Origin of the sequence: Geminicoccus roseus DSM 18922 (assembly GCF_000427665.1) — a bacterium.
GTDB classification, from domain to species: Bacteria; Pseudomonadota; Alphaproteobacteria; order Geminicoccales; family Geminicoccaceae; genus Geminicoccus; species Geminicoccus roseus.
The window spans coordinates 4109424-4129958 of record NZ_KE386572.1; the positions used below are offsets into that span (position 1 = coordinate 4109424).

At 70.3% G+C, this 20535-nt stretch carries 20 protein-coding genes and 1 riboswitch; of the genes, 11 read left to right on the forward strand and 9 right to left on the reverse strand.

Annotated elements, in window-relative coordinates:
* Positions 1–11 precede the first annotated feature (11 nt).
* The 3 genes from GEMRO_RS32880 to coxB are packed head-to-tail and all read right to left on the reverse strand — an operon-like array spanning position 12 to position 3555.
* On the reverse strand, positions 12–371 hold the full coding sequence (locus tag GEMRO_RS32880; protein ID WP_051329287.1) for a hypothetical protein: 360 nt from the start codon (positions 369–371) through the stop codon (positions 12–14).
* Positions 368–2917, reverse strand: coding sequence for a cytochrome c oxidase subunit I (gene ctaD, locus GEMRO_RS0120405; protein WP_027135487.1), 2550 nt, complete (start codon positions 2915–2917; stop codon positions 368–370). The genes GEMRO_RS32880 and ctaD overlap by 4 nt, the downstream gene beginning before the upstream one ends.
* On the reverse strand, positions 2914–3555 hold the full coding sequence (gene coxB, locus GEMRO_RS0120410; protein WP_084507257.1) for a cytochrome c oxidase subunit II: 642 nt from the start codon (positions 3553–3555) through the stop codon (positions 2914–2916). The genes ctaD and coxB overlap by 4 nt, the downstream gene beginning before the upstream one ends.
* Before the next feature lie 48 nt (positions 3556–3603).
* On the opposite strand from coxB, the gene GEMRO_RS0120415 reads away from it, so the two are divergent.
* Positions 3604–4104: a DUF2231 domain-containing protein gene (locus tag GEMRO_RS0120415; protein ID WP_027136410.1), complete on the forward strand. Its 501-nt coding sequence runs from the start codon at positions 3604–3606 to the stop codon at positions 4102–4104.
* On the opposite strand, the gene GEMRO_RS0120420 is transcribed toward GEMRO_RS0120415, so the two are convergent.
* The 3 genes from GEMRO_RS0120420 to GEMRO_RS0120430 form a co-directional block, all read right to left on the reverse strand.
* Positions 4068–4565 (reverse strand): CopD family protein, encoded by a 498-nt coding sequence (locus GEMRO_RS0120420; RefSeq protein WP_027135489.1) that lies wholly within the window; start codon positions 4563–4565, stop codon positions 4068–4070. The two genes, GEMRO_RS0120415 and GEMRO_RS0120420, sit on opposite strands and share 37 nt — an antisense overlap.
* On the reverse strand, positions 4562–5311 hold the full coding sequence (locus GEMRO_RS0120425) for a cytochrome c oxidase assembly protein (protein WP_027135490.1): 750 nt from the start codon (positions 5309–5311) through the stop codon (positions 4562–4564). Before GEMRO_RS0120425 ends, GEMRO_RS0120420 begins: the two co-directional genes overlap by 4 nt.
* 171 nt (positions 5312–5482) lie before the next feature.
* Positions 5483–5926 carry a hypothetical protein gene (locus tag GEMRO_RS0120430; RefSeq protein WP_027135491.1) on the reverse strand — a complete coding sequence of 148 codons (444 nt, stop codon included), beginning with the start codon at positions 5924–5926 and terminating at the stop codon, positions 5483–5485.
* A 172-nt stretch (positions 5927–6098) separates the two neighbouring features.
* Here GEMRO_RS0120430 and ku point away from each other — a divergent pair, with 172 nt between their 5' ends.
* From ku to GEMRO_RS0120470, 8 genes are all read left to right on the forward strand, one after another.
* A complete protein-coding gene (ku, locus tag GEMRO_RS0120435) occupies positions 6099–7001 on the forward strand; it encodes a non-homologous end joining protein Ku (RefSeq protein ID WP_027135492.1) in 903 nt (300 codons plus the stop codon).
* Between the two features lie 9 nt (positions 7002–7010).
* Positions 7011–9596, forward strand: coding sequence for a DNA ligase D (gene ligD, locus GEMRO_RS30855; RefSeq protein ID WP_051329289.1), 2586 nt, complete (start codon positions 7011–7013; stop codon positions 9594–9596).
* Between the two features lie 231 nt (positions 9597–9827).
* Positions 9828–10913, forward strand: coding sequence for a fatty acid desaturase (locus GEMRO_RS30860; RefSeq protein ID WP_051329290.1), 1086 nt, complete (start codon positions 9828–9830; stop codon positions 10911–10913).
* A gap of 430 nt (positions 10914–11343) precedes the next feature.
* Positions 11344–11479, forward strand: a riboswitch (TPP riboswitch).
* Positions 11480–11525: 46 nt separating this feature from the next.
* The gene (locus tag GEMRO_RS0120450; RefSeq protein ID WP_027135493.1) at positions 11526–12527 is read left to right on the forward strand and encodes an FAD-dependent oxidoreductase; all 1002 of its coding nucleotides are present in this window, start codon (positions 11526–11528) and stop codon (positions 12525–12527) included.
* Positions 12524–12721 carry a sulfur carrier protein ThiS gene (gene thiS, locus GEMRO_RS0120455; protein ID WP_027135494.1) on the forward strand — a complete coding sequence of 66 codons (198 nt, stop codon included), beginning with the start codon at positions 12524–12526 and terminating at the stop codon, positions 12719–12721. The genes GEMRO_RS0120450 and thiS overlap by 4 nt, the downstream gene beginning before the upstream one ends.
* Before the next feature lie 6 nt (positions 12722–12727).
* Positions 12728–13498, forward strand: a complete 771-nt coding sequence (locus tag GEMRO_RS0120460) for a thiazole synthase (protein WP_035485708.1) — start codon at positions 12728–12730, stop codon at positions 13496–13498.
* Between the two features lie 4 nt (positions 13499–13502).
* On the forward strand, positions 13503–14105 hold the full coding sequence (locus GEMRO_RS0120465; RefSeq protein WP_027135496.1) for a thiamine phosphate synthase: 603 nt from the start codon (positions 13503–13505) through the stop codon (positions 14103–14105).
* Positions 14102–15073, forward strand: coding sequence for a HesA/MoeB/ThiF family protein (locus GEMRO_RS0120470; protein ID WP_027135497.1), 972 nt, complete (start codon positions 14102–14104; stop codon positions 15071–15073). Before GEMRO_RS0120465 ends, GEMRO_RS0120470 begins: the two co-directional genes overlap by 4 nt.
* Before the next feature lie 348 nt (positions 15074–15421).
* Here the strand turns inward: GEMRO_RS0120470 and GEMRO_RS0120475 are convergent, their stop codons facing one another.
* The 3 genes from GEMRO_RS0120475 to GEMRO_RS0120485 all read right to left on the reverse strand — a co-directional run bounded on the left by GEMRO_RS0120475 (position 15422) and on the right by GEMRO_RS0120485 (position 18083).
* Entirely contained in the window at positions 15422–15616 is a 195-nt protein-coding gene (locus tag GEMRO_RS0120475; protein ID WP_027135498.1) for a hypothetical protein, read from the reverse strand.
* Between the two features lie 99 nt (positions 15617–15715).
* Entirely contained in the window at positions 15716–16339 is a 624-nt protein-coding gene (locus GEMRO_RS30865; protein WP_027135499.1) for an MlaC/ttg2D family ABC transporter substrate-binding protein, read from the reverse strand.
* A gap of 145 nt (positions 16340–16484) precedes the next feature.
* Positions 16485–18083 carry a glucan biosynthesis protein gene (locus tag GEMRO_RS0120485; RefSeq protein WP_027135500.1) on the reverse strand — a complete coding sequence of 533 codons (1599 nt, stop codon included), beginning with the start codon at positions 18081–18083 and terminating at the stop codon, positions 16485–16487.
* 154 nt (positions 18084–18237) lie between these two features.
* Between GEMRO_RS0120485 and betI the strand changes: the two genes are divergently transcribed.
* Together betI and betA are read left to right on the forward strand one after the other, a co-directional pair.
* The gene (gene betI / locus GEMRO_RS0120490) at positions 18238–18852 is read left to right on the forward strand and encodes a choline-binding transcriptional repressor BetI (protein ID WP_240476726.1); all 615 of its coding nucleotides are present in this window, start codon (positions 18238–18240) and stop codon (positions 18850–18852) included.
* Positions 18852–20519, forward strand: a complete 1668-nt coding sequence (gene betA, locus GEMRO_RS0120495; protein ID WP_027135502.1) for a choline dehydrogenase — start codon at positions 18852–18854, stop codon at positions 20517–20519. The genes betI and betA overlap by 1 nt, the downstream gene beginning before the upstream one ends.
* The last annotated feature ends 16 nt before the right edge of the window (positions 20520–20535 follow it).

The following is a 20535-nucleotide window of genomic DNA, read 5'->3' on the forward strand; positions in this document are numbered from 1 at the left end:
CGCCCCTGGGGTCAGGTGCAGGTGGAAAGCGCCAGGATCGGCAGGCCCATCCAGAAGGTCGCGGCCGCCGCCGAGATGCTGGCAGCCGCGGACAGCCACACACCGAAGCGCACCAGCTTCGGCGCTTCCGGATCGGACTGCCGCCACCAAGTCCAGCTCTGCCAGCTGAGCAGCACCAGCACCGCGACACTGGCGATCCACAGCGCCAGCAGCACCGCCCGCTGCAGGCTGAGCGGGCCTAGCGCCATGTCCTGCCAGCCGAATTCGCAACCGACCGACAGGGCGCCATAGAGCGCCCCCAGGGCAACGCTCCAGATCGTGTAGCCGGCCGCGATCACCAGGAAGATGGCGGGGCGGGTCGCGAGGCTCATCGCCCAGCTCCGTCCAGGCCCATGACCCAGGCCATCCCGGCCACCGCCAGCATCCCGACGATGCCGGTGACCGCCGCGTAGTCGTGCCAGAGCCGGCCGATCATCAGGTCGAGCCTGCGCCGCCCGCCGACCAAGCCGCGCCGGCAGGCGTTCCAGCCATGCAGCGCCATGATCAGCCCGATCGTGGCGTGGACCAGGACATAGACCAGCACCGCGGCGGTGATCGCGGCATAGGCGTGTTCGGTCGGGTCCGGGGCCACGGTGAGCACGCCCGCCACCGACAGGATCGCGCCGACATGGCCAAGGGCGGCAAAGCGCATCCAGCGGCGCGGCTTGCCCTGCGGGTCACGGCGCAGCGCGGCCAGGCCGCGCCGTCCGCAAAAGGCCGCCGCCAGCAGGGCGGCGCCGCCGGTCGCCAGGAAGGTCAGGTTCTCGGACAGGATCGCCGGCGGCGGCCAGTTCGGCGCCACCACCCAGAGGAACAGCATCCCGAACAGCAGCGAGCCGAACAGGGTCGCGTCGGCCAGCTGCAGGAACACCACCGCCCACCAGCTGGGCGCGTGGCCGCTCTCGGTATGGACGGGCAGGCTGCTGCCGTCGCCGAGCGGCAAGGGCCCCAGATCCTCCCGGCGGGCGGAGTGGCGGGTCCACTGCCAGAACATGATCACCGTCGCGATGATGCCAACGATCGCCAGCGGGTAGACCTTGAACAGCATGCCCAGGAAGAACAGGCCGGTCGCCAGCGCGGTGTACAGGGGCAGGAAGGTGGAGCCGGGCAGGAGCACGATCTGCCGCGCCTTGCCGCTGACCATGTCGACCGCGATGGTCTCCAGCCAGCCATGGCGCACGAAGCCCAGATAGCCCTCGCCGGCAGCCAGCTTGCGCGGCAGGTCGGGATCGTCGGCGAGCGGCCGGTAGCTGTTGACGTGGGGCAGGGAGGCGAAGCCGTAATTGCCGGGCGGCAGCGGCGTCGCCCATTCCAGGGTCTCCGCCTTCCAGGGATTGCGCGGGATCTTCGGGCCGAAGCGGACATGCAGGAGCACGTCCAGCACGAACAGGCCGAAGCCCATGGTCATGATGAAGCCGCCGATGGACGAGAGCAGGTTGAGCCCGTCCCAGCCAAAGCTCTCCGGATAGGTCCAGATGCGCCGCGGCATGCCGAGCAGGCCGGTCAGGTGCATCAGGAAGAAGGTCATGTTGAAGCCGATGAACACCAGCCAGAACACGGCATGGCCCAGGCGGTAGACGGCTTCCCGGCCGGTGAAGTGCGGCAGCCAGTAATAGGCGGCGGCCAGCATCGGAAACACGAAGCCGCCGAACAGGACGTAGTGCAGGTGCGCCACCACGAAATAGGTGTCGTGGACCTGCCAGTCGAACGGCACCACCGCCACCATCACCCCGGTGAGCCCGCCCAGCACGAACACGAAGAAGAACCCCAGCAGGAACAGCATCGGCAACTCGAGCCGCGGCCGTCCTGCCATCAGCGTGCCGATCCAGGCGAAGATCTGCACGCCGGTCGGGATCGCCACCAGCATGCTGGCAGCCGAGAAGAAGGCGGTGGCCAGGTGCGGGATGCCCACCGTGAACATGTGGTGGACCCACAGGCCGAAGCTCAGGAAGCCCACCGAGATCGCCGCCAGGATCACCCAGCGGTAGCCGATCAGGGGGTGGCGCGCCATCACCGGGATGATCGTCGAGATCACCCCGGCGGCGGGCAGGAAGATGATGTAGACCTCGGGATGGCCGAACAGCCAGAACAGGTGCTGCCAGAGCAGGCTGTCGCCGCCCCGGGTGGCATCGAAGAACGCCCAGCCGAACGCGCGCTCGGCCTCCAGCAGGATGCTGCCCAGGATCAGCGGCGGGAAGCCCACCAGGATCATCACCGCCACCACCAGCATGTACCAGGCGAACACCGGCAGGCGGTTCATGGACATGCCGGGCGCCCGCACCATCAGAATGCTGACCAGGATCTCGGTGGCGGCGCCGATCGCCGAGATCTCGACGAAGGTGATGCCGAGCAGCCAGACATCCGAATTGATGCCGGGGGAATAGGGCTGGGAGGTCAGCGGCACGTACATGAACCAGCCGCCGTCCGGGGCGGCTCCCACCGCCAGAGCCAGCAGCAGGATCGAGCCGCCGAACAGGTAGCACCAGTAGCCGTAGGCGCCAAAGCGCGGGAAGGCCAGGTCGCGCGCGCCCAGCATCTTGGGCAGGAGATAGATCGCCAGGCCCTCGAACATCGGGATGGCGAACAGGAACATCATCACCGTGCCATGCATGGTGAAGATCTGGTTGTAGATCTCCGGGCCGACGAAGGCGCTGTGCGAGGTGGCGATCTGCGCGCGCACCAGCATCGCCAGGATGCCGCCCACCGCGAAGAACAGGAAGGCGGTGACGATGAAGCGGCGGCCGAGAATGGTGTGGTTGACCGCGGAGAGCCGGCCGATGCCGGGCGAGGTGCCCCAGACCTGCTCCAGCTCGTGATGGAGCCGGACCGGCGAGCCCGGATCGGCCACCGGCGAGGGCTCCTGGCTGGACGCGGTCATGGTGCCTCTCCCGACAAGGCGGCGAACTCCTGGGCGGGAACCGCGTCCACCCAGAAGAACATCGCGGCATGGCCCTGGCCGCAGAATTCCGAGCACTGGGCGCCAAAGCGGCCGGGCTCGTCGGCCAGGAGGCGCACCACGTTCACGTGGCCGGGAAGGGCGTCGATCTTGCCGCCGAGCCTTGGGATCCAGAAGGCATGGATGACGTCCTCGCTGGTGACATGGATGTCGACCGGTCGGCCGACCGGGATCACCAGCGGCCCGCCATCGGCGATGTCCGGGCCGCCTTCGGGAAACTCGAAGCTCCAGAACCATTGCCTGGCGGTGGCGTCGATCCGCACCACCCCGGGCTGGCCCGGATGGGGCAGCACCCGCTCGCCGGTGACCAGCGCATAGACCAGGAGCGCGCTCAAGGTGACGCTCGGGAACACCAGGCCCAGCCCGACCACCCAGAAGCCCACCGAGCCGCGGCCGGGGCGCTTGCGCAGGAAGGCCAGCAGCAGGCAGCCGAGCGTGAACGCGGCGATCAACCCGGCGCCGGCCAGCATCACCCACCAGAGCCGCGCCACCGAGGCGGCCACCGGGCCGGCCGGGTCGAGAGTCGAGAGCGGCCCTGTGCAACCGGCCAGGAGCGCCATAACTGAGAGTGCAACCACCGACCGCAGCCGACGGAGCCACCGCAGACGATGGAACAAGCCGAATTCACCAATCCGGTCGTCGAGGAGATCCGCAAGCACGACGTCAGCTCGCAGGTTCATGTCGCGGGACATCCGATCCATGCCATGACGGTGTCCTTCCCGATCGCGCTGGTGATCTCGACGCTCGGCGCCGACCTGTTGTTCTGGTGGTCGGGCGACCCGTTCTGGGCGCGCGCCGCCTTGTGGTCGAGCTTCTTCGCCTTCGCGATGGGCGTCCTGGCCGCTCTGTCCGGCACCGCGGAACTCCTTCTGGTCAAGGGCATCCGCACCCGCTCGGCCAGCTGGAGCCATGCGGTGGCGGCGATGACGCTGATCGCGATCGCCGGGGCGAACTGGGGCTTCCGGGTCGGCGATCACGAGGCGGCGGTGCTGCCGCTGGGCCTGTTCCTGTCGGTGATCGCCAGCATCTTCGTCGGCGTGGCCGGCTGGCATGGCGGCAAGCTGGTGTTCGATCATGGGATCGGGATGCGGATATCGAACAGGGACTGAAGGCCGCCCGGGCGGGTCATCCAGTCCGGCAGGAAGTCGAAGGTCAGGGCGGGCTTGGCCAGGACCAGCCACAGGATCGCCCCGATCGCCGCCAGGGTGCCGCCCAGGGTCAGGGCCGCCCGCCAGGTGGCGAAGCGGATGTCGCGGTCGAACAGCCGGACCATGATGTAGCCGGCCTGCATGTGCAGCAGCACCATGCCGCCCACCGCGGCCAGCTTGAGCGCCATCCAGGGGGCATAGACCTCGTTGGCGAAGATCAGGGCGATGCCGCTGCCGACCGCCACGAACGCGGCGGGGCTGATCACCCGCACATAGGCGAACCGGGCGAAGCGGTGGAGGCGGAACAGGCGATTGTCGTTCTTCAGCCCGGTGCGCTGCAGGAAGATCCCGGGCAGCGCCATCAGCCCGGCCGCCCAGATCGACAGCATCGCGATATGGACGAATTTCAGCCAGGGGATCATCGCCGTCCGCCGCCCGCACCCGCCTGGCTGCCCAGGAGCCTGGCCGCCAGGGCCAGGGCCACCGCCAGATAGGGCAGGATCGAGGGCACCCACATGATCAGCCCGGCCAGCTGCTGGTCCTCGAGCGCGCTCAGGCCGAACGGGGCCGTGGTCAGGAAGTGGGGCGGGTAGAGCGGGGCGGGGGCAAAGGTGATCAGGGCGCCCAGCAGGCCCATCTGCACAACGGTGCCGAGCAGGGCCATGAGCACGGCGGTGGGAGCGGAGCGGGCGGAGAACACGCCCTGCCAGAACAGCCAGGCGCTGGCGACCAGGCTGAGCTGCATCACCCAGAACAGCAGGTCGCTGCCCAAAGCGGCGGTGTAGGGCATCGGCGCATGCCAGAACCACACCACCACGGCATGGAGCAGGGCCGCCGCACCCACGGGCAGCAGGGGAGAGCGGGGCCGCAGGCTCAGCACCAGGAGCGGGACGGCCACGCCGATCAGGACGACGTGGTGGGCGACCCGGGCGGCGAACAGCGCCGAGGTCAAGGCGCAGAGCGGGCTGACGAAGATCGCGACCAGCATGACCCAGCCCGAAACGAACAGCCGGAGCTGCCCGCGGTCTGCCCGGCGGCCGTCGCCCAGGGCATAGGCGCCTGCCACCACCGCCAGGGCCAGCAGGAGCCAGGGATCGAGATTCCACCTGGCCAACAGCTCGGCGGGATGGGGGGCAGCCCCGCAATAGGGGATGCTCGCCTGCGGCACCTTCCAGTCCTTTCAGCGACGATCGTCCTGAAGCAAACTGGTTTCCAGCCCTCCGCTCGGCAACCGGGGCAGCCCGGGCATTTCACTGCCGGGTGCTCCGGGCGGGTCGGCTGCAAGCGGGGCGAGGTGCCGGCGTCGCGCCGCCGGCTGCCTGCCTGTTGCGCCTGCGGCTTACTGGACGACCGCCGCGTCGTCCGTGGTGGCCGAGGCGGCCGAAGCCTGCGGCAGCGGCACCTCCATCTCGACCAGCTTCTCGGCGCACAGGGCCGCGGCGTTCCTGATCGGCTTGTCCATGCCGCCGAGCGTGGTCCAGCCGCCATCCTCGATGACGTTGTCGCGCTGGTAGGAACGCTCCTGCTTCAGCGCGGCGAGCTGCGGCCCGAAATCCGGGCTGCGCATGAACCGCTCGACGCAGACGTCGGAGGCGAGCTCGACACGCGAACGTTCGGCCGCATCCTCGGCCATTGCCGTGGCGGAGCCGCCGGTCACCCAGCCGCCGAACCCGAAGCCGACCACGATGGTGGCGATCACGGTGCCGACGCACGACCAGAACCACATGGTCTTGGAAGGCGTGAACTCGTTCCAGCGCTGGCTGACACTCTTGCTGTCGGACATGAGGTTCTCCTGGGAAAGGATCTCTCACCCTAGCCTATTATGAATTTTGGTCAATAATTCATTAATTTTTTATTTAGATTCGGCCGGGCTGCGGCCCCTGGGAACCCGGCGATCCTGCCGGGCGTTGCCGTTTCGGATCGGCCTTTTCGCCGGTGCCGGCATGGGGATCGCCATGGCTTCGCGTCCGACCTGGAAGGGTTATCTGAAACTGGCGCTGGTGACCTGCCCGGTGGCGCTGTTCACCGCGACCAGCACCGCCCACCGGATCTCGTTCCACACCTACAACCGCGAGACCGGCCATCGCGTGCGCCGCCAGTACATCGACGCCGAGACCGGCGAGGTGGTCGAGGACGACGAGCAGGTCCGCGGCTACGAGGTGAAGGACGAGGGCTATGTCGAGATCGAGGACGAGGAATATGCCTCGGTCGCCCTGGAAAGCACCCACACGATCGAGATCGACAGCTTCGTGCCCCGCTCGCAGGTCGACGAGATCTATGTCGACACGCCCTACTACCTGGCGCCCACCGACAAGGTCGGCGAGGAGGCGTTCGCGGTGATCCGCGAGGCGATGCGCAGCCGCAAGATGGTGGGGCTGGCCCGGCTGGTGCTGTACCGGCGCGAGCGGGTGGTGATGCTGGAGCCGCGCGAGAAGGGCATGCTGCTCACCACGCTGCATTACGTCGGCGAGGTGCGCGACGACGCGGAGTATTTCGAGGACATCGGCGACACCCGGATCGGCAAGGACATGCTCGACCTGGCCGGGCACATCATCGACACCAAGATGAGCCGGTTCGACCCGTCCCGGTTCAAGGACCGCTACGAGGAGGCCCTGGCCGAGCTGGTCAAGGCGAAGGCCAAGGGCAAGCAGCCCAAGCCCGCGAAGGCGCCGCGCAAGCCCGGCAACGTGGTCAACCTGATGGACGCGCTCAAGGCCAGCCTCGGCTCCAACGACAACAGCAGCGACGAGGACGAGCCCAAGCCCCGCAAGGGCAGCGCCTCGTCCGGCAGGTCGAAGAGTTCCGGCACGGCGAAGAAGAAGCCCGCCGCCAAGCCGGCCAGGCGCAAGGCCGGGTAGTCGCCGCCCATGGCGCTGGACGAATACGCCGCCAGGCGCGACTTCACCCGGACCGGCGAGCCCAAGGGCGGCAAGGCCCGCTCCGGCGGGAACAGCTTCGTGGTCCAGAAGCACGATGCCCGCCGCCTCCATTACGACCTGCGCCTGGAGATGGACGGCGTCCTCAAGAGCTGGGCAGTGACCCGGGGCCCGAGCCTGGTGGCCGGGGACAAGCGGCTGGCGGTGCAGGTCGAGGACCATCCGCTGGACTACGGGACCTTCGAGGGAAACATCCCGCCCGGCGAGTATGGCGCCGGCTCGGTGATCGTCTGGGACCGCGGGAGCTGGCGGCCCGAGGGCGATCCGCAGGCCGGGCTGAGCAAGGGCCACCTGTCGTTCACCCTGGATGGCGAGAAGCTCGCCGGCGGCTGGCACCTGGTCCGGATGCACCGCAGGCGCGGCGAGAAGCGCGACAACTGGCTGCTGATCAAGCAGGACGACGAGGTCGCCCGATCGGAAGGGGCCCCGGACATCCTGGACGAGGCGCCGGATTCGGTGGCGAGCGGCCGGTCCAACGACGAGGTCGCCGCCGGCGCCGGACCATCCGAGAAGAAGCCCGCTGCGCGCAAGACGGCGTCGAAGGCCAAGCCCCGAAAGAAGGCGAAGCCCCCCAAGGTCCAGCCCCTGCCGGACTTCATCCCGCCCTGCCTGGCCAGGCTGGAGGCGGCGCCGCCCGCCGGCGATCGCTGGCTGCACGAGATCAAGTTCGACGGCTACCGGATCCAGGCCCGGGTGCTGGACGGCCAGGTCACCCTCTTGACCCGCTCCGGCCTGGACTGGAGCAACCGGTTCGGCACGGCGATCCCAAAGGCGCTGGCGGGGCTGGACGCGCACAGCCTGGTGCTGGATGGCGAGATCGTGGTCGAGAACGAGGCAGGCGCCTCGGACTATGTGGCGCTGCGCACCGCCCTGTCCGAAGGCCACGCCGGGCAGTTCCGCTGCTACCTGTTCGACCTTCTGCACCTGGACGGCCAGGACCTGCGCGGCCAGCCGCTCTGGCAGCGCAAGCAGACGCTGCGCCAGCTGCTGCACGGTTTGGGCGACGACCAGCCGCTGCGGTTCAGCGAGAGCTTTCCCGAGCAGGGCGACCTCGTGCTGCAGCATGCCTGCCGGCTCAGCCTGGAGGGCATCGTCTCCAAGCGCAAGGACGCCCCCTACCGCTCCGGGCGCAGCGGCGACTGGATCAAGTCGAAATGCACCGACCGCCAGGAATTCGTGGTGGCCGGCTGGGTTCCGTCCAGCACGTCGTCCAAGGCGGTGGGCTCGCTGGTGCTGGCCTATCACGAGGATGGGGAGTTGGTGCATGCCGGCCGGGTCGGCACCGGCTTTGGCCGGGCCATCGCCAGGGAGCTGTGGGCGCGGCTGCAGGAGCTGGGCAAGGGCCGGATGCCGTTCCGGCAGCGCCCGGAGCGCAGCGACCGCGACGTGCGCTGGGTGCCGCCGGAGCTGGTGGCCGAGGTCGAGTTCCGCGGCTGGACCGGCGACCGCCTGCTGCGGCATGCCTCGTTCCGGGGGCTGCGCGACGACAAGCCGGCCACCGAGATCGTGCGCGAGGTTCCCGAGCAGGCGGAGCCCGCGGAACAGCCGGAGCCCGCGCCGCCTGCGAAGAAGCGCCAGGCCGCCCGCAAGCCGCCCACCAACGCCCGCCTCACCCATCCCGACCGGGTCTACTGGCCGGATGCCGGGATCACCAAGGAGGCCCTTGCCAGCTATTACGCGGAAGTCTGGCCGGCGATGGCGCCGCACGTGGTGGCAAGGCCGCTGTCCCTGCTGCGCTGCCCGGACGGCATCGGCGGCAAGTGCTTCTTCCAGAAATCGCCCTGGCGCGGGATCGGCCAGGCCGTCTCGGTGCTGGAGAACCCGGGCGACGGCGGCGATACCGTGCTGGCGATCGAAAACCTGGACGGGATGATCGCGCTGGTCCAGGGCGGCGTGCTGGAGGTCCATCCCTGGGGGGTGCGGGTCGACGACCTGGGCCATCCCGACCAGCTCACCTTCGACCTGGACCCGGATCCGGGGATCGGCTGGGAGGCGCTGAAGCAGGCGGCGCTGGAGGTGCGCGCGCGGCTGGCGGAGAGCGGGCTCCAGAGCTTCCTGAAGACCACCGGCGGCAAGGGCCTGCATGTCGTGGTGCCGCTGAAGCCCAGGGCGGACTGGACGGCCGCCAAGGCGTTCGCGAAGGATCTTGCCGGCGCCATGGCCAAGGACAGCCCCGGCCTCTACACCGCCACCATGTCGAAAAAGGCGCGGGCCGGGCGGATCTTCGTCGACTGGCTGCGCAACGGTCGCGGCAACACAGCCGTCGCCGCCTTCTCGACCCGGGCCCGTCCGGGGGCGCCGGTCTCCACGCCGCTTGGCTGGGATGAGCTGGGCCCGGACCTGCGCGGCACGCAGTTCAGCCTGGGCAGCGTGCCCGCGCGGCTCGGCCACCTGACGGCCGATCCCTGGAAGGGCTTCTTCAGGACCGGGCAGGTGCTTCCGGCAGGGAGCGGGAGCAAGCGAAAGTCCCCTGGAAAGCCGAAGGAATCCAGGGCGAAGGAGCGAGATGCCCATTGAAAGTGATCGGATGCCATCGCAATGCCGTACCCAGTCTTCAGTTGCGACGCCGGGACAGTCGCTTCATCTACATGGATGGCGGAGTAGTTGCTAATGTGGCCCTGGGGCAAGTGACATCATTTGCCGTTGGCCGGTGGTGAAAGCGCGCCGATCCAAATTGGATTTCTTCGAGTTTCCGCCTATCTGTAATTCGCATTCTGCCATGCGCTCGGATTGGCCGCGCGTGTCCGGATGCATGGACAGGAACGATCGTTGACCGCGAGCACGCCTCTTGACGTTTCCCGGGCCCATGCCGCCCGGGACTGGATGAAGAAACTCAGCCCGTACCGGGAAGCCAGCACCAGGCGCAGCCTGTTCGAGCTCGCCGTCACCGTGGTGCCGTTCCTGGCCGCGTGGATCGCCATGGCGGCCGCGGTGAACTTCGGCCAGTACTGGCTCTATGCGCTGCTGCTGGCCCCGGCCGCGGGCCTGGTGGTCCGCCTGTTCATGATCCAGCACGATTGCGGCCACGGCTCGTTCTTCCCGCGCCGCGGCCCCAACGACTGGACCGGGAGGGTGATCGGCATCCTGACCCTGACCCCCTACGACTACTGGCGGCACAGCCACGCGATCCATCACGCCAATTCCGGCAAGCTGGAGGGCCGCGGGATCGGCGACGTCGACACGCTGACGGTCGAGGAATATCTCGGCCGCTCCCGGCTCGGCCGGATCCGCTACTGGCTGTACCGCCACCCGGTCGTGATGTTCGGGATCGGCCCGGCCTATCTGTTCGTGCTGCAGTACCGCCTGCCGCTGGGCTTCATGGGCAAGGGCCGGCCCTGGCTCAGCACGATGCTGACCAACCTCGCGATCGCCGCCATGGCCGCCGTCCTGATCTGGCAGGTCGGGCTCGCCACCTTCCTCCTGGTCCATGTGCCGGTGGTGCTGCTGGCCGCCGCCGCCGGGGTCTGGCTGTTCTACGTCCAGCACCAGTTCGAGGAGACCCACTGGGCGCCGGATGTCGACTGGAGCATGCCGGAGGCTGCCCTGCACGGCAGCTCGCACTACGACCTGCCGGCGGTGCTGCGCTGGTTCACCGCCAACATCGGCATCCACCATGTCCACCACCTGGTCAGCCGGATCCCCTACTACCGCCTGCCCGAGGTCCTGCGCGACCATCCCGAGCTGCGCGAGGTCGGCCGATTGACCCTGCGCGAAAGCCTGGGCTGCGTGCGCCTGGTGCTGTGGGACGAGACCAGGAAGCGGCTGGTGTCGTTCCGGGAAGTGCGCCGCCAGCGCCGCCTGGACCTGGAAGCCGGCGCCCTGCCGGCCACCTGAGCCGGCACCCGCGCGCTCGCTCAGGAGCGCGCGGGTGCCCGAAAGCCCCGCCCACCGCCAGCGCGTCGCGGACCTGAGGCAGATCGGGCGGGCGGCGAGCCCGGGCGTGAAGCCGCGTCGGCGCGGGCAGGGCGTGAGGCCATGCTGAACCCCGTCGCCAAGCCCCTTGCCGGCCTGCAGCCTGTCCGGCTGCTTTGCCGGCCTGCCGAGGCACGGCGGTACCGGCGGCACCGCCTCGATCGGGGGCGCCCCTGGCTTGCCGGTCCCCGCAGCCTTTGCCGGCGCTCGGCTGGCAACCCGGGGAATGCTGATCCGCTCGGCTGGACGCGCCGCGCCCCGGCGCTCGGCAGGTTCCACGACGGGATTCCGGCCGGGCTTAAGCGCGCCCGCGCCCAACCCATTTGACTCCGGGGCCCGGCGGCCCCACGTTTCGCTCACCTAGGGGAGCCCCGCGAGGGGGCTGAGAGGCCATCGGCATCCGGGCAGCCGCCCGTCGGATGCGGCATGGCGACCCTTCGAACCTGATCCAGTTCATGCTGGCGTAGGGATGGGTGACCGCTGCAATCCGGCAGAGATCGACCCCCCATCGCCGGGATGGGGAGTTGCCGCCGCATGCGCGTTGCCGTCATCGGAGCCGGGGTCGCCGGCCTGACCGCCGCCCTGGCCTTTGCCCGGCGCGGCTGCGAGGTGCGCGTCTACGAGCGGGGACCATCGCTCGGCGCCACCTCCTGCTCGCGCTATGCCGGGGGCATGCTGGCACCCTGGTGCGAGCGCGAGAGCGCCGAGCCGCAGGTCGTCGAGCTGGGCCGGGAGGCGCTGGCCTACTGGCCGAAGGTCCATCCCGGTACCCTGCAGCATGGCAGCCTGGTGCTGGCGCCCAGGCGCGACGAGCGCGAGCTGGACCGCTTCGCCAGGCGCACCAGCCGCTACCAGACCCTCGACGCTGACGGACTGGCCGAACTGGAGCCGGACTTGGCCGGGCGGTTCGGCCGGGGCCTGTTCTTTGCCGACGAAGCCCATCTCGACCCGCGCGCCGCCCTGCCGTCGCTGGCCGACCGCCTGGCGGAGCAGGGAGTCCCGATCCGCTTTGGCGTCGACGCGCTGGCCGAGCCGCCCAAGGCCGACCTGCGGGTCGACTGCCGAGGCCTTGCCGCCCGCGACCGGCTGGCCGACCTGCGCGGCGTGAAGGGCGAGATGCTGATCCTGCGCTGCCGGGACGTGACCCTGAACCGGCCGGTCCGCCTGCTGCACCCGCGCTTCCCGCTCTACATCGTGCCGCGCCCGGACAATCTGTTCATGGTCGGCGCCACCATGATCGAGAGCGACGAGCGCAGCCGGGTGACCGCCCGCTCCATGGTCGAGCTGCTGAACGCCGCCTATGCGCTGCACCCGGCGTTCGGCGAGGCCGAGATCGTGGAGATCGGCGCCGATGTCCGCCCGGCCTTTGCCGACAACCTGCCGCGGGTCCGCCGGGACGGCGACAACCTGTACCTGAACGGCCTGTTCCGGCACGGCTTCCTCTTGTCGCCGGCCCTGGCGCGGATCGCCACGGAGCTGGTCCTGGATAATCAACAGATCCAGGGCATTACCGAGATAACCGGAGGTCATAAATGAAGATCGTGGTCAATGGCGAGCCGGTGGAGACTGCCGCGACCTCGCTGGCGGCCCTGCTGGAGGAACTGGGCTATGGCGCCACGGTGGTGGCGACCGCGGTGAACGGCAGCTTCACCCCGGCGCCCCGGCGGCCGGAGACCGGGCTGAACGAGGGCGACCAGGTCGAGATCCTGGCGCCGATGCAGGGAGGCTGAGCAATCATGGAGGTTTACGGGACGATCCTGAACTCGCGTCTCCTGCTCGGCACCTCGCAATATCCTTCGCCGGCGATCCTGGCCGATTCGGTGAAGGCGGCCGGGTCGGAGCTGGTGACCGTGTCGCTGCGCCGGGAATCCGGGGTCGAGCGGGCCGGGCAGGGCTTCTGGTCGCTGATCCGCTCGCTGGGGGTGCGGGTGCTGCCCAACACCGCCGGCTGCCACACGGTCAAGGAAGCGGTCGCCACCGCGCAGATGGCGCGCGAGGTGTTCGGCACGCCCTGGATCAAGCTGGAGGTGATCGGCAACCACGACACCCTGCAGCCGGACGTGTTCGCCCTGGTCGAGGCGGCACGGATCCTCAGCGCCGACGGCTTCCAGGTCTTTCCCTACACCACCGACGACCTGATCGTCGGGGAGAAGCTGCTGGAGGCGGGCTGCCAGGTCCTGATGCCCTGGGGAGCGCCGATCGGCTCGGGCAAAGGCCTGAACAACCTGTTCGCCCTGCGCAGCATGCGCGCGCACTTCCCCGACACGCCGCTGGTGGTCGATGCCGGGATCGGGCTGCCCTCCCATGCCGCCCAAGCGATGGAGCTGGGCTACGACGCGATCCTGCTCAACACCGCGGTGGCCAAGGCCGGCGACCCGGTGCGGATGGCCCATGCGTTCAAGCTGGCGGTCGAGGCCGGCCGGGCCGCGTTCGAGGCCGATCCGATGGAGCCGCGCGACATGGCGGCCCCGTCCACCCCGGTGCTGGGCACCGCGTTCCGGAGCTGAAGCGATGCTCGATCCCTTCTACCTGATCGTCGATCATCCGCGCTGGATGGAGCGGCTCTTGCCGGTGGGGGTGCGCCTGGTGCAGCTGCGCGCCAAGGACCATCCCGAGCCGGAGCTGCGCCGGATGGTCCGGCAAAGCCGCGACCTGGCCGTAGCCGCCGGGGCGCAGCTGGTGGTCAACGACCATTGGCGGCTGGCGATCGAGGAGGGCTGCGACTTCGTTCATCTGGGCCAGGGCGACCTGGACAGCGCCGACCTGGGCGCCATCCGCGCCGCCAACATCCGGCTGGGCGTCAGCACCCATGACGATGCCGAGCTGGAGCGCGCCCTGGCGCTGCGCCCGGACTACCTGGCGCTGGGACCGATCTACCCCACCATCCTGAAGAAGATGCCCTGGGCGCCGCAGGGGCTGGAGCGGATCGGCAGCTGGAAGGTGCGGACCGGCGGGATCCCGCTGGTCGCGATCGGCGGGCTGACCCCGGAGCGGGCGCCGGGCGTGCTGGCGGCCGGCGCCGACAGCGCCGCGGTGGTGACCGACATCCTGCTCCATCCCGACCCGGAGGCGCGGACGCGCAAGTGGCTGGCGGTCACCCGGAGGCAGGCATGACCACCGACCGCTATGCCCGCCAGAAGGTCCTGGCCGAGGTCGGCGACGCCGGCCAGGAACGCCTGGCCGCGGCCCGGGTCCTGGTAGTCGGTGCCGGCGGCCTGGGCTCGCCGGTGCTGGCCAACCTGGCAGGAGCCGGGATCGGCCGGCTTGCCGTGGTCGACCATGACCGGGTCGAGACCTCCAACCTGCACCGCCAGCCCTTGTTCCGGCAGGTTGATGTCGGGCGGCCGAAGGCGGAGGCCGCCCGCGACGCGCTTCTTGCCTATAATTCAGAGATTTGCGTGGATGCGCTCGTCCTGAAGCTCAAGGCCGGCAACGCCGCAGGCCTGGTGGCCGCCGCTGACATCGTGGTGGACGCGGCCGACAGCCTGGCGGTCACCTACATCCTGAGCGATGCGTGCCGGGAGGCCGGCAAGCCCCTGGTGTCGGCCGCGGTGCTGGGCCTTGGCGGCTATGTCGGCACGTTCTGCGGCAGCGCCCCCAGCTACCGGGCGGTGTTCCCCGACATGCCTACCCAGGTTGGCTCCTGCGCCGCCAACGGCGTGCTCGGCCCGGTGGTGGCCACCATGGGCTCGCTGCAGGCGCACATGGTCCTTCAGCTGGTCCTGGGCCTCGACCCCTCGCCGGCCGGGCGGCTGGTGTCGGTCGACCTGCGTCGTTTGTCGTTCGGCGGCTTCTCCTTCCTGGGCACGCCGGAGCCCGACGGCCCGGCCCTGCCGTTCATCGACCTGGACGGGCTGCAGCCCTCCGACCTGGTGGTCGACCTGCGCGACCCGCAGGAGGCCCCGGCCACGGTGACCGACGCCGCCCGGCGGATCCTGCCGGCCGAGATCGCCCAGGCGCAGCTTCCCCGCGACCGCCGGATCGTGCTGGCCTGTCCCGGCGGCATCCGCGCCCATCGCGCCGCCCGCGTCCTGGCCGGGCGCGACTACCAGGACCTGGCGGTGGTCGCGATCGGCAGCTGACGCCGCGGTGCGGGACTCGGCCCCGGCACCCCACAGCCCGCCGCTCGCCACCCGCCAGGCCTCCTGGCTTGGCCGGCGCGGGCCGGCGCCGGCGGCGGCCGTGGGCTGCCGGCCGCACCGGCTCCGGTCCGCCATGCCGCTCCTGCGCCCGTCCCCCGGCCAGGGTCCGCCTTGCCCAAGAACCCGTGTGCTTGCCCAGGGTCCCGGCAAAAGGACCGGCCCCGCGCGGGAGCCGGCGATCCTTCCTCCGACTGCCGCCCTGCCCGGGCCGGGCATCCGGCCGGCTCGACCCAGTTCGGCCCCATCCGGCCCGGCGGCTTCCACCGGCGGCCTGCCGCAAGCGCGCCGTCAGCCCGGCGGGCGCGGCTCGGCGGGTGCGGCAATGGCGGTTCCCATCAGCTTGGCGAGCTCGGCCCGGAGCTGGTCACCGAAGGTCGAGAGGGTGCCGACCACGGCCACGGTGGCGAGCACCGCCACTAGGCCATATTCCAGGGTGCTGGCGCCGCGCCGGCTGGCCGGCGGGCGGGGAGGCGGCTTGGCCATCGGGATCTCCGGGGCAGGGGGAAGGGGTATCTGCGCCCGATCCTGCCAGCCCCGGGTTAACGCCGCGTTACCGCCGGCACGATTGTTCGCCGGGCGCACTCAGGGCTGCGCCTTCGCCAGCCGGTCGATCAGCCCGTCCAGCCCGTCCTGCTCGATCACCGCGGCGAACTCGTTGCGCCAGGTCAGCACCATGCTGACCCCCTCCACCGAGGCGTCGATGATCTGCCAGCGGTCGCCCTCGTCGCGGACCCGCCAGACCACCTCGATCGGCTGGCCGCCTTGCGCGCTGACGCGGCTGGCGACCAGCACGTCGTCGCCGGCGGGCTTCTGCCCGGCCACCTCCAGCCGCTCGCCGGCATAGCTGTCGAACCGGCGGCTGTAGGTGCCGATTAGGTGCTGCTCGAACACTTCGGTGAAGCGGGCGCGCTGGTCGGGATCGGCGCTCCGCCAGGCCCGGCCCAGCACCAGCGCCGCGATCTTCGGCATGTCGACATCGCTGCGCATCAGCTCGGCGAAGCGGTCGCGGCGGGCGGCGGGATCGTCGCGGGTGGCGTCCAGCGCGGCCACGGCGCGCTCGCCGAACGCCGTGATGAACGCGTCGGGCCCGATCGCGGGTGCGGCCTCGGCGCGGCCACCTGCACCGAACAGGGCGCCGCTCCCCAGGGCCAGGAGGAGGGCCGTCCGGGCGATCAGGCTGGACAGGCGCCGGCGGGTCTGCGGCATGGCTCGAACTCCATCAAGGCCCATGAGATCTGCGGCCCTTCATGACGGAGCCCGGTTAAGAAGATCTTGCATGTTCTGGCGGTGATCTTGGTCACTGCGATGGCAGGCGCCCCGAGCAGGCACCCGCCTACGCATCGACCGTGGCTCAGCGGTGGGCCAGCACCTGCGGATGCAGCTGGTAGAGCCAGGTCTCGGTGATCTGCTCGTCGCCCAGGGTGAGGAAGCAGCGCAACTCCACCGGCTCCTCGCCCTCGAACTTCAGGTCGAACTCCGAGCGCCAGCGGTCGGTGTACCAGATCGGCTCGGCGCGCTGCAGGCTGAGCTCGCCGCGGGACGCCGAGGCCACCACCCTGGGGCGCTCGCCCCAGGGGATCGACTTCAGGACCGGGCCGTCCCACTCGACCACCATCTTGACGACGTCGGCCGGGCGCTCCTTGCCCGGCTCGCCGCCCCGGCCGATCCGGGTCGCCACCGCCTTGGCGAAGTTGGCGACGGGGTAGAACGGCTCGTCCTTCAGCCAGTGCATCCGGTAGCGGTAGGTGAGCGCGTCGCCAGCCTTGGCCGGCTGGTCGGACAGCCAGAACGCCACGATGTTGTCGTAGATCTCGTCGTCGGTCGGGATTTCGACCAGCTGCACCACGCCCTGGCCCCAGTCGCCCATCGGCTCGATCCAGCAGGAGGGCCGCTTGTCGTAGGAGACGCCGTCCAGATAGTGGTCGTAGTTGCGGTCGCGCTGGGAGATGCCGTAGCCGCGCGGGTCCTGGTCGGCGAAGCTGGAGGCGACGATCCGGGGCGGGTTGATGAGCGGCCGCCAGAGCCGCTCGCCGGCACCGTTCCACATGGCCAGGCCATCGGAATCATGGACTTCCGGCCGCCAGTCGTGGCTGTGGGTCGAGGGGTGCTCGCCGTACCAGTACATCGAGGTCAAGGGTGCGATCCCCAGGCGCTCGACGTCGGCGCGCAGGAACAGGTGCTTCTCCACCTCGATCACCACGCCCACGCCGCGATGCATGCGGAAGCGGTAGGCGCCGGTCAGGCTCGGGCTGTCCAGCAGCGCCGAGAACACGAAGGGCTCGCCCTCGCTCTGGGTGGGCTCCAGGTAGAACTCGGTGAAGTCCGGGAACTCCTCCGGCCCCGAGCCGCCGCTGTTCAGGGCGATGCCGCGCGCCGACATGCCCACCTGGCCGAGCTCGCCCACGGTGCGAAAATAGGAGGCGCCGACAAAGGTCGCCCAGGGCTCCCGCTCCGCCCAGTCGCCGGCACGGTTGCTTTCGCGCACCCAGAAGCCCGCGAACGCCGAGGCATCGGTCGGGATCTGCCGGGCGACATGGTCCTCGGGCATGGTGAAGTAATCGGGATCGTAGAGGATCTCGCGCGCCTGGCCGTCGTTGCCGACCGCGCTGATCCGGACGCTCTTCTGGAAGTAGCGGCCCAGATGCACGAAGGTGACCGGATAGACCCCCTCGCCATGCGCCCAGAGCGCGTGCTCGGGCTTGTAGCGCAGCTTGCCGTGGGCGTCGTAGTCGATCTGCTCGGTGACCTCGGGGGCAGGACGGGGCGGCGGCTGGTACTCGGTTCCGGCCAGCTCCCGCGCCCGGTCGACCAGGCCGGCGAAGCTGAACGGCTCCGCCTCGCCAAAACGCAGGCCGGCTTCCTCGGCGGCGCGCAGGCCGGCCGGCGAGGCCAGGAACGCGGCGAGAACGGTGAACGAGGCAAGGGTGTCGCGGCGCGAGAGCGTGGGCATGGGCTACTTCATGTCGTCGGCGATTGTGGCTGGAAATGGCGGGCCGCCGGTGGAGCGTCAAGCCAGCGGCGCGCCGAGAGATCCTTTTCTACAGTGCGGCATGGATTTTTGATTGAACGTCCAACCAGGAATAGGCAGGCTGGATGGAACAAGCATGGGGAGCGCCTTGCCGAAGCTGGGCATGGAGCCGGTACGCCGGGGCCAGCTGATCGATGCCGCGATCGAGACGCTGCGCCGGCATGGCTGGCAGGACACCACCGTGGTCCGGATCGCCCGGGAGGCCGGGCTGTCGCCGGGCATCATCCACCACTATTTCGCCGGCAAGGACGACCTGCTGGCGGCGGCGATGCGCCGGATCCTGGTGGAGTTCCGGACCGAGGTGACCAGGCGGCTGGGCCGGGCCGACTCGCCGCGCGACCGCCTGCAGGCGATCATCGACGGCTGCTTCGACCCCTCGCAGTTCCGCCCGGAGATCTGCGCGGCCTGGCTGGCGTTCTGGGCGCAGGCGCCGTTCGCCCCGGCCCTGGACCGGCTGCGGCGGATCTACCTGGCGCGGATGCGCTCCGGCCTGCTCGCCGACCTGCGCCGGCTGCTGCCGCCTGAGCGGACCGAGGCGGCCGCCCTGTCGCTCGGCGGGCTGATCGACGGCCTGTTCCTGCGCGCCGCTTCCGGCGATGCCAGCGTCACGCCGCAGATCGCCCGGGCCCTCGCCACCGACACCCTGGACCGTTACCTGGCGGACGCCCCCCGCCAGCGGGAGCTTTGCTGATGCCGGCCTCGTCAGGCTTCGACTACGTGATCGTGGGGGCGGGTTCCGCCGGCTGTGTGATGGCCGCGCGCCTGTCCGAGGATCCGGACGTCCGGGTGCTGCTGCTGGAGGCGGGACCGCCCGGGCGGACCTGGAAGATCGCGATGCCGGCGGCGCTCACCTACAACCTGATGGATGACCGCTACAACTGGTACTACCAGACCGAGCCGCAGCCCCACATGGACGGCCGGCGCCTGTACTGGCCGCGCGGCCGGGTCCTGGGCGGCAGCTCCTCACTGAACGCGATGGTCTATATCCGCGGCCATGCGAGGGACTATGACCGCTGGGCGGAGCAGGAGGGCTGCGCCGGCTGGGCCTATGCCGACGTGCTGCCCTATTTCCGCAAGGCCGAGAGCTTCTCGCTGGGCCCCGACGACTACCGGGGCGGCGACGGGCCGCTCTCGGTCTGGCGCGGCACCTCGACCAACCCGCTGTTCGACGCCTGGCTGAAGGCCGGGCAGGAGGCCGGCTACCCGTTCACCCCCGACATGAACGGCTACCAGCAGGAAGGGGTCGGGCGGATGGACATGACCATCCGCAACGGCCGGCGCTGCTCCACGGCGCTGGCCTACCTGAGGCCGGCGATGCGCCGCCCGAACCTGACCGTGGTCACCGGGGCGCTCACCCGGCGGATCCGGGTGGAGCGCGGCCGGGCCACCGGGGTCGACTATGTCGAGAACGGCCTGCCCAAGAGCGTGCGGGCGGAGCGGGAGGTGATCTCCTGCGGCGGGGCGATCAACTCGCCGCAGCTCCTGCTCCTGTCCGGGATCGGCCCGGCCGACGAGCTGCGCGCGCTGGGCATCGAAGTGGCGCACGACCTGCCGGGCGTCGGCGGCAACCTCCAGGACCATCTGGAACTCTATGTCCAGCAGGCCTGCACCCAGCCGGTCACCCTGCTCGAGACCATGAAGCCGCACAACATGGTGCTGGCCGGCCTGCGCTGGTTCGCCTTCCAGGACGGGCCGGCCGCCTCGTCGCACCTGGAGGCCGGCGGCTTCGTGCGCACCGAGGCGGGGGTGGAGCATCCCGACATCCAGTTCCACTTCCTGCCGGCCCTGGTCAGCGACCATGGCCGCTCGGCCGGCAAGCAGCATGCCTTCCAGGCCCATGTCGGCCCGATGCGGCCGCAGAGCCGGGGCCGGCTCACCCTGCGCTCGACCGACCCCAGGGAGCATCCGCGGATCGAGCCGAACTATCTCGCCGAGGAGCGCGACCGCTGGGAGCTGCGCCGCTCGGTCGAGATCACAAGGGAGATCTTCGCGCAGAAGGCCTTCGAGCCGTTCCGCGGCGAGGAGATCCTGCCGGGCAGCCAGGTCCGCACCGCCGCCGAGATCGACGCCTTCGTCCGCGCCAAGGCGGATTCCGCCTACCATCCGTGCGGCACCTGCAGGATGGGCGACCCGGCCGACCCGGCCACCGTGGTCGACCCCGCCTGCCGCGTGGTCGGGCTGGACGGCCTGCGGGTGATCGATTCCTCGATCATGCCCTCGGAGCCGTCCGGCAACCTGAACGCGCCCACCATCATGATCGCCGAGAAGGCCGCCGACATCCTGCGCGGGCGGGATCCGCTGCCGCGCTCGAACGCCCCGGTCTACCTGGCCCCCGACTGGCAGACCCGGCAGCGCTGAACCGACCCCCACCGCG

What these genes read in the sequence shown, in the direction of transcription:
- GEMRO_RS32880 (WP_051329287.1), bottom strand. Translation starts at nt 371, where the DNA reads ATGAGCCTCGCGACCCGCCCCGCCATCTTCCTGGTGATCGCGGCCGGC.
- ctaD (WP_027135487.1), bottom strand. Translation starts at nt 2,917, where the DNA reads ATGACCGCGTCCAGCCAGGAGCCCTCGCCGGTGGCCGATCCGGGCTCG.
- coxB (WP_084507257.1), bottom strand. Translation starts at nt 3,555, where the DNA reads ATGGCGCTCCTGGCCGGTTGCACAGGGCCGCTCTCGACTCTCGACCCG.
- GEMRO_RS0120415 (WP_027136410.1), top strand. Translation starts at nt 3,604, where the DNA reads ATGGAACAAGCCGAATTCACCAATCCGGTCGTCGAGGAGATCCGCAAG.
- GEMRO_RS0120420 (WP_027135489.1), bottom strand. Translation starts at nt 4,565, where the DNA reads ATGATCCCCTGGCTGAAATTCGTCCATATCGCGATGCTGTCGATCTGG.
- GEMRO_RS0120430 (WP_027135491.1), bottom strand. Translation starts at nt 5,926, where the DNA reads ATGTCCGACAGCAAGAGTGTCAGCCAGCGCTGGAACGAGTTCACGCCT.
- ku (WP_027135492.1), top strand. Translation starts at nt 6,099, where the DNA reads ATGGCTTCGCGTCCGACCTGGAAGGGTTATCTGAAACTGGCGCTGGTG.
- ligD (WP_051329289.1), top strand. Translation starts at nt 7,011, where the DNA reads ATGGCGCTGGACGAATACGCCGCCAGGCGCGACTTCACCCGGACCGGC.
- GEMRO_RS30860 (WP_051329290.1), top strand. Translation starts at nt 9,828, where the DNA reads ATGCATGGACAGGAACGATCGTTGACCGCGAGCACGCCTCTTGACGTT.
- GEMRO_RS0120450 (WP_027135493.1), top strand. Translation starts at nt 11,526, where the DNA reads ATGCGCGTTGCCGTCATCGGAGCCGGGGTCGCCGGCCTGACCGCCGCC.
- thiS (WP_027135494.1), top strand. Translation starts at nt 12,524, where the DNA reads ATGAAGATCGTGGTCAATGGCGAGCCGGTGGAGACTGCCGCGACCTCG.
- GEMRO_RS0120460 (WP_035485708.1), top strand. Translation starts at nt 12,728, where the DNA reads ATGGAGGTTTACGGGACGATCCTGAACTCGCGTCTCCTGCTCGGCACC.
- GEMRO_RS0120465 (WP_027135496.1), top strand. Translation starts at nt 13,503, where the DNA reads ATGCTCGATCCCTTCTACCTGATCGTCGATCATCCGCGCTGGATGGAG.
- GEMRO_RS0120470 (WP_027135497.1), top strand. Translation starts at nt 14,102, where the DNA reads ATGACCACCGACCGCTATGCCCGCCAGAAGGTCCTGGCCGAGGTCGGC.
- GEMRO_RS0120475 (WP_027135498.1), bottom strand. Translation starts at nt 15,616, where the DNA reads ATGGCCAAGCCGCCTCCCCGCCCGCCGGCCAGCCGGCGCGGCGCCAGC.
- GEMRO_RS30865 (WP_027135499.1), bottom strand. Translation starts at nt 16,339, where the DNA reads ATGCCGCAGACCCGCCGGCGCCTGTCCAGCCTGATCGCCCGGACGGCC.
- GEMRO_RS0120485 (WP_027135500.1), bottom strand. Translation starts at nt 18,083, where the DNA reads ATGCCCACGCTCTCGCGCCGCGACACCCTTGCCTCGTTCACCGTTCTC.
- betI (WP_240476726.1), top strand. Translation starts at nt 18,238, where the DNA reads ATGGGGAGCGCCTTGCCGAAGCTGGGCATGGAGCCGGTACGCCGGGGC.
- betA (WP_027135502.1), top strand. Translation starts at nt 18,852, where the DNA reads ATGCCGGCCTCGTCAGGCTTCGACTACGTGATCGTGGGGGCGGGTTCC.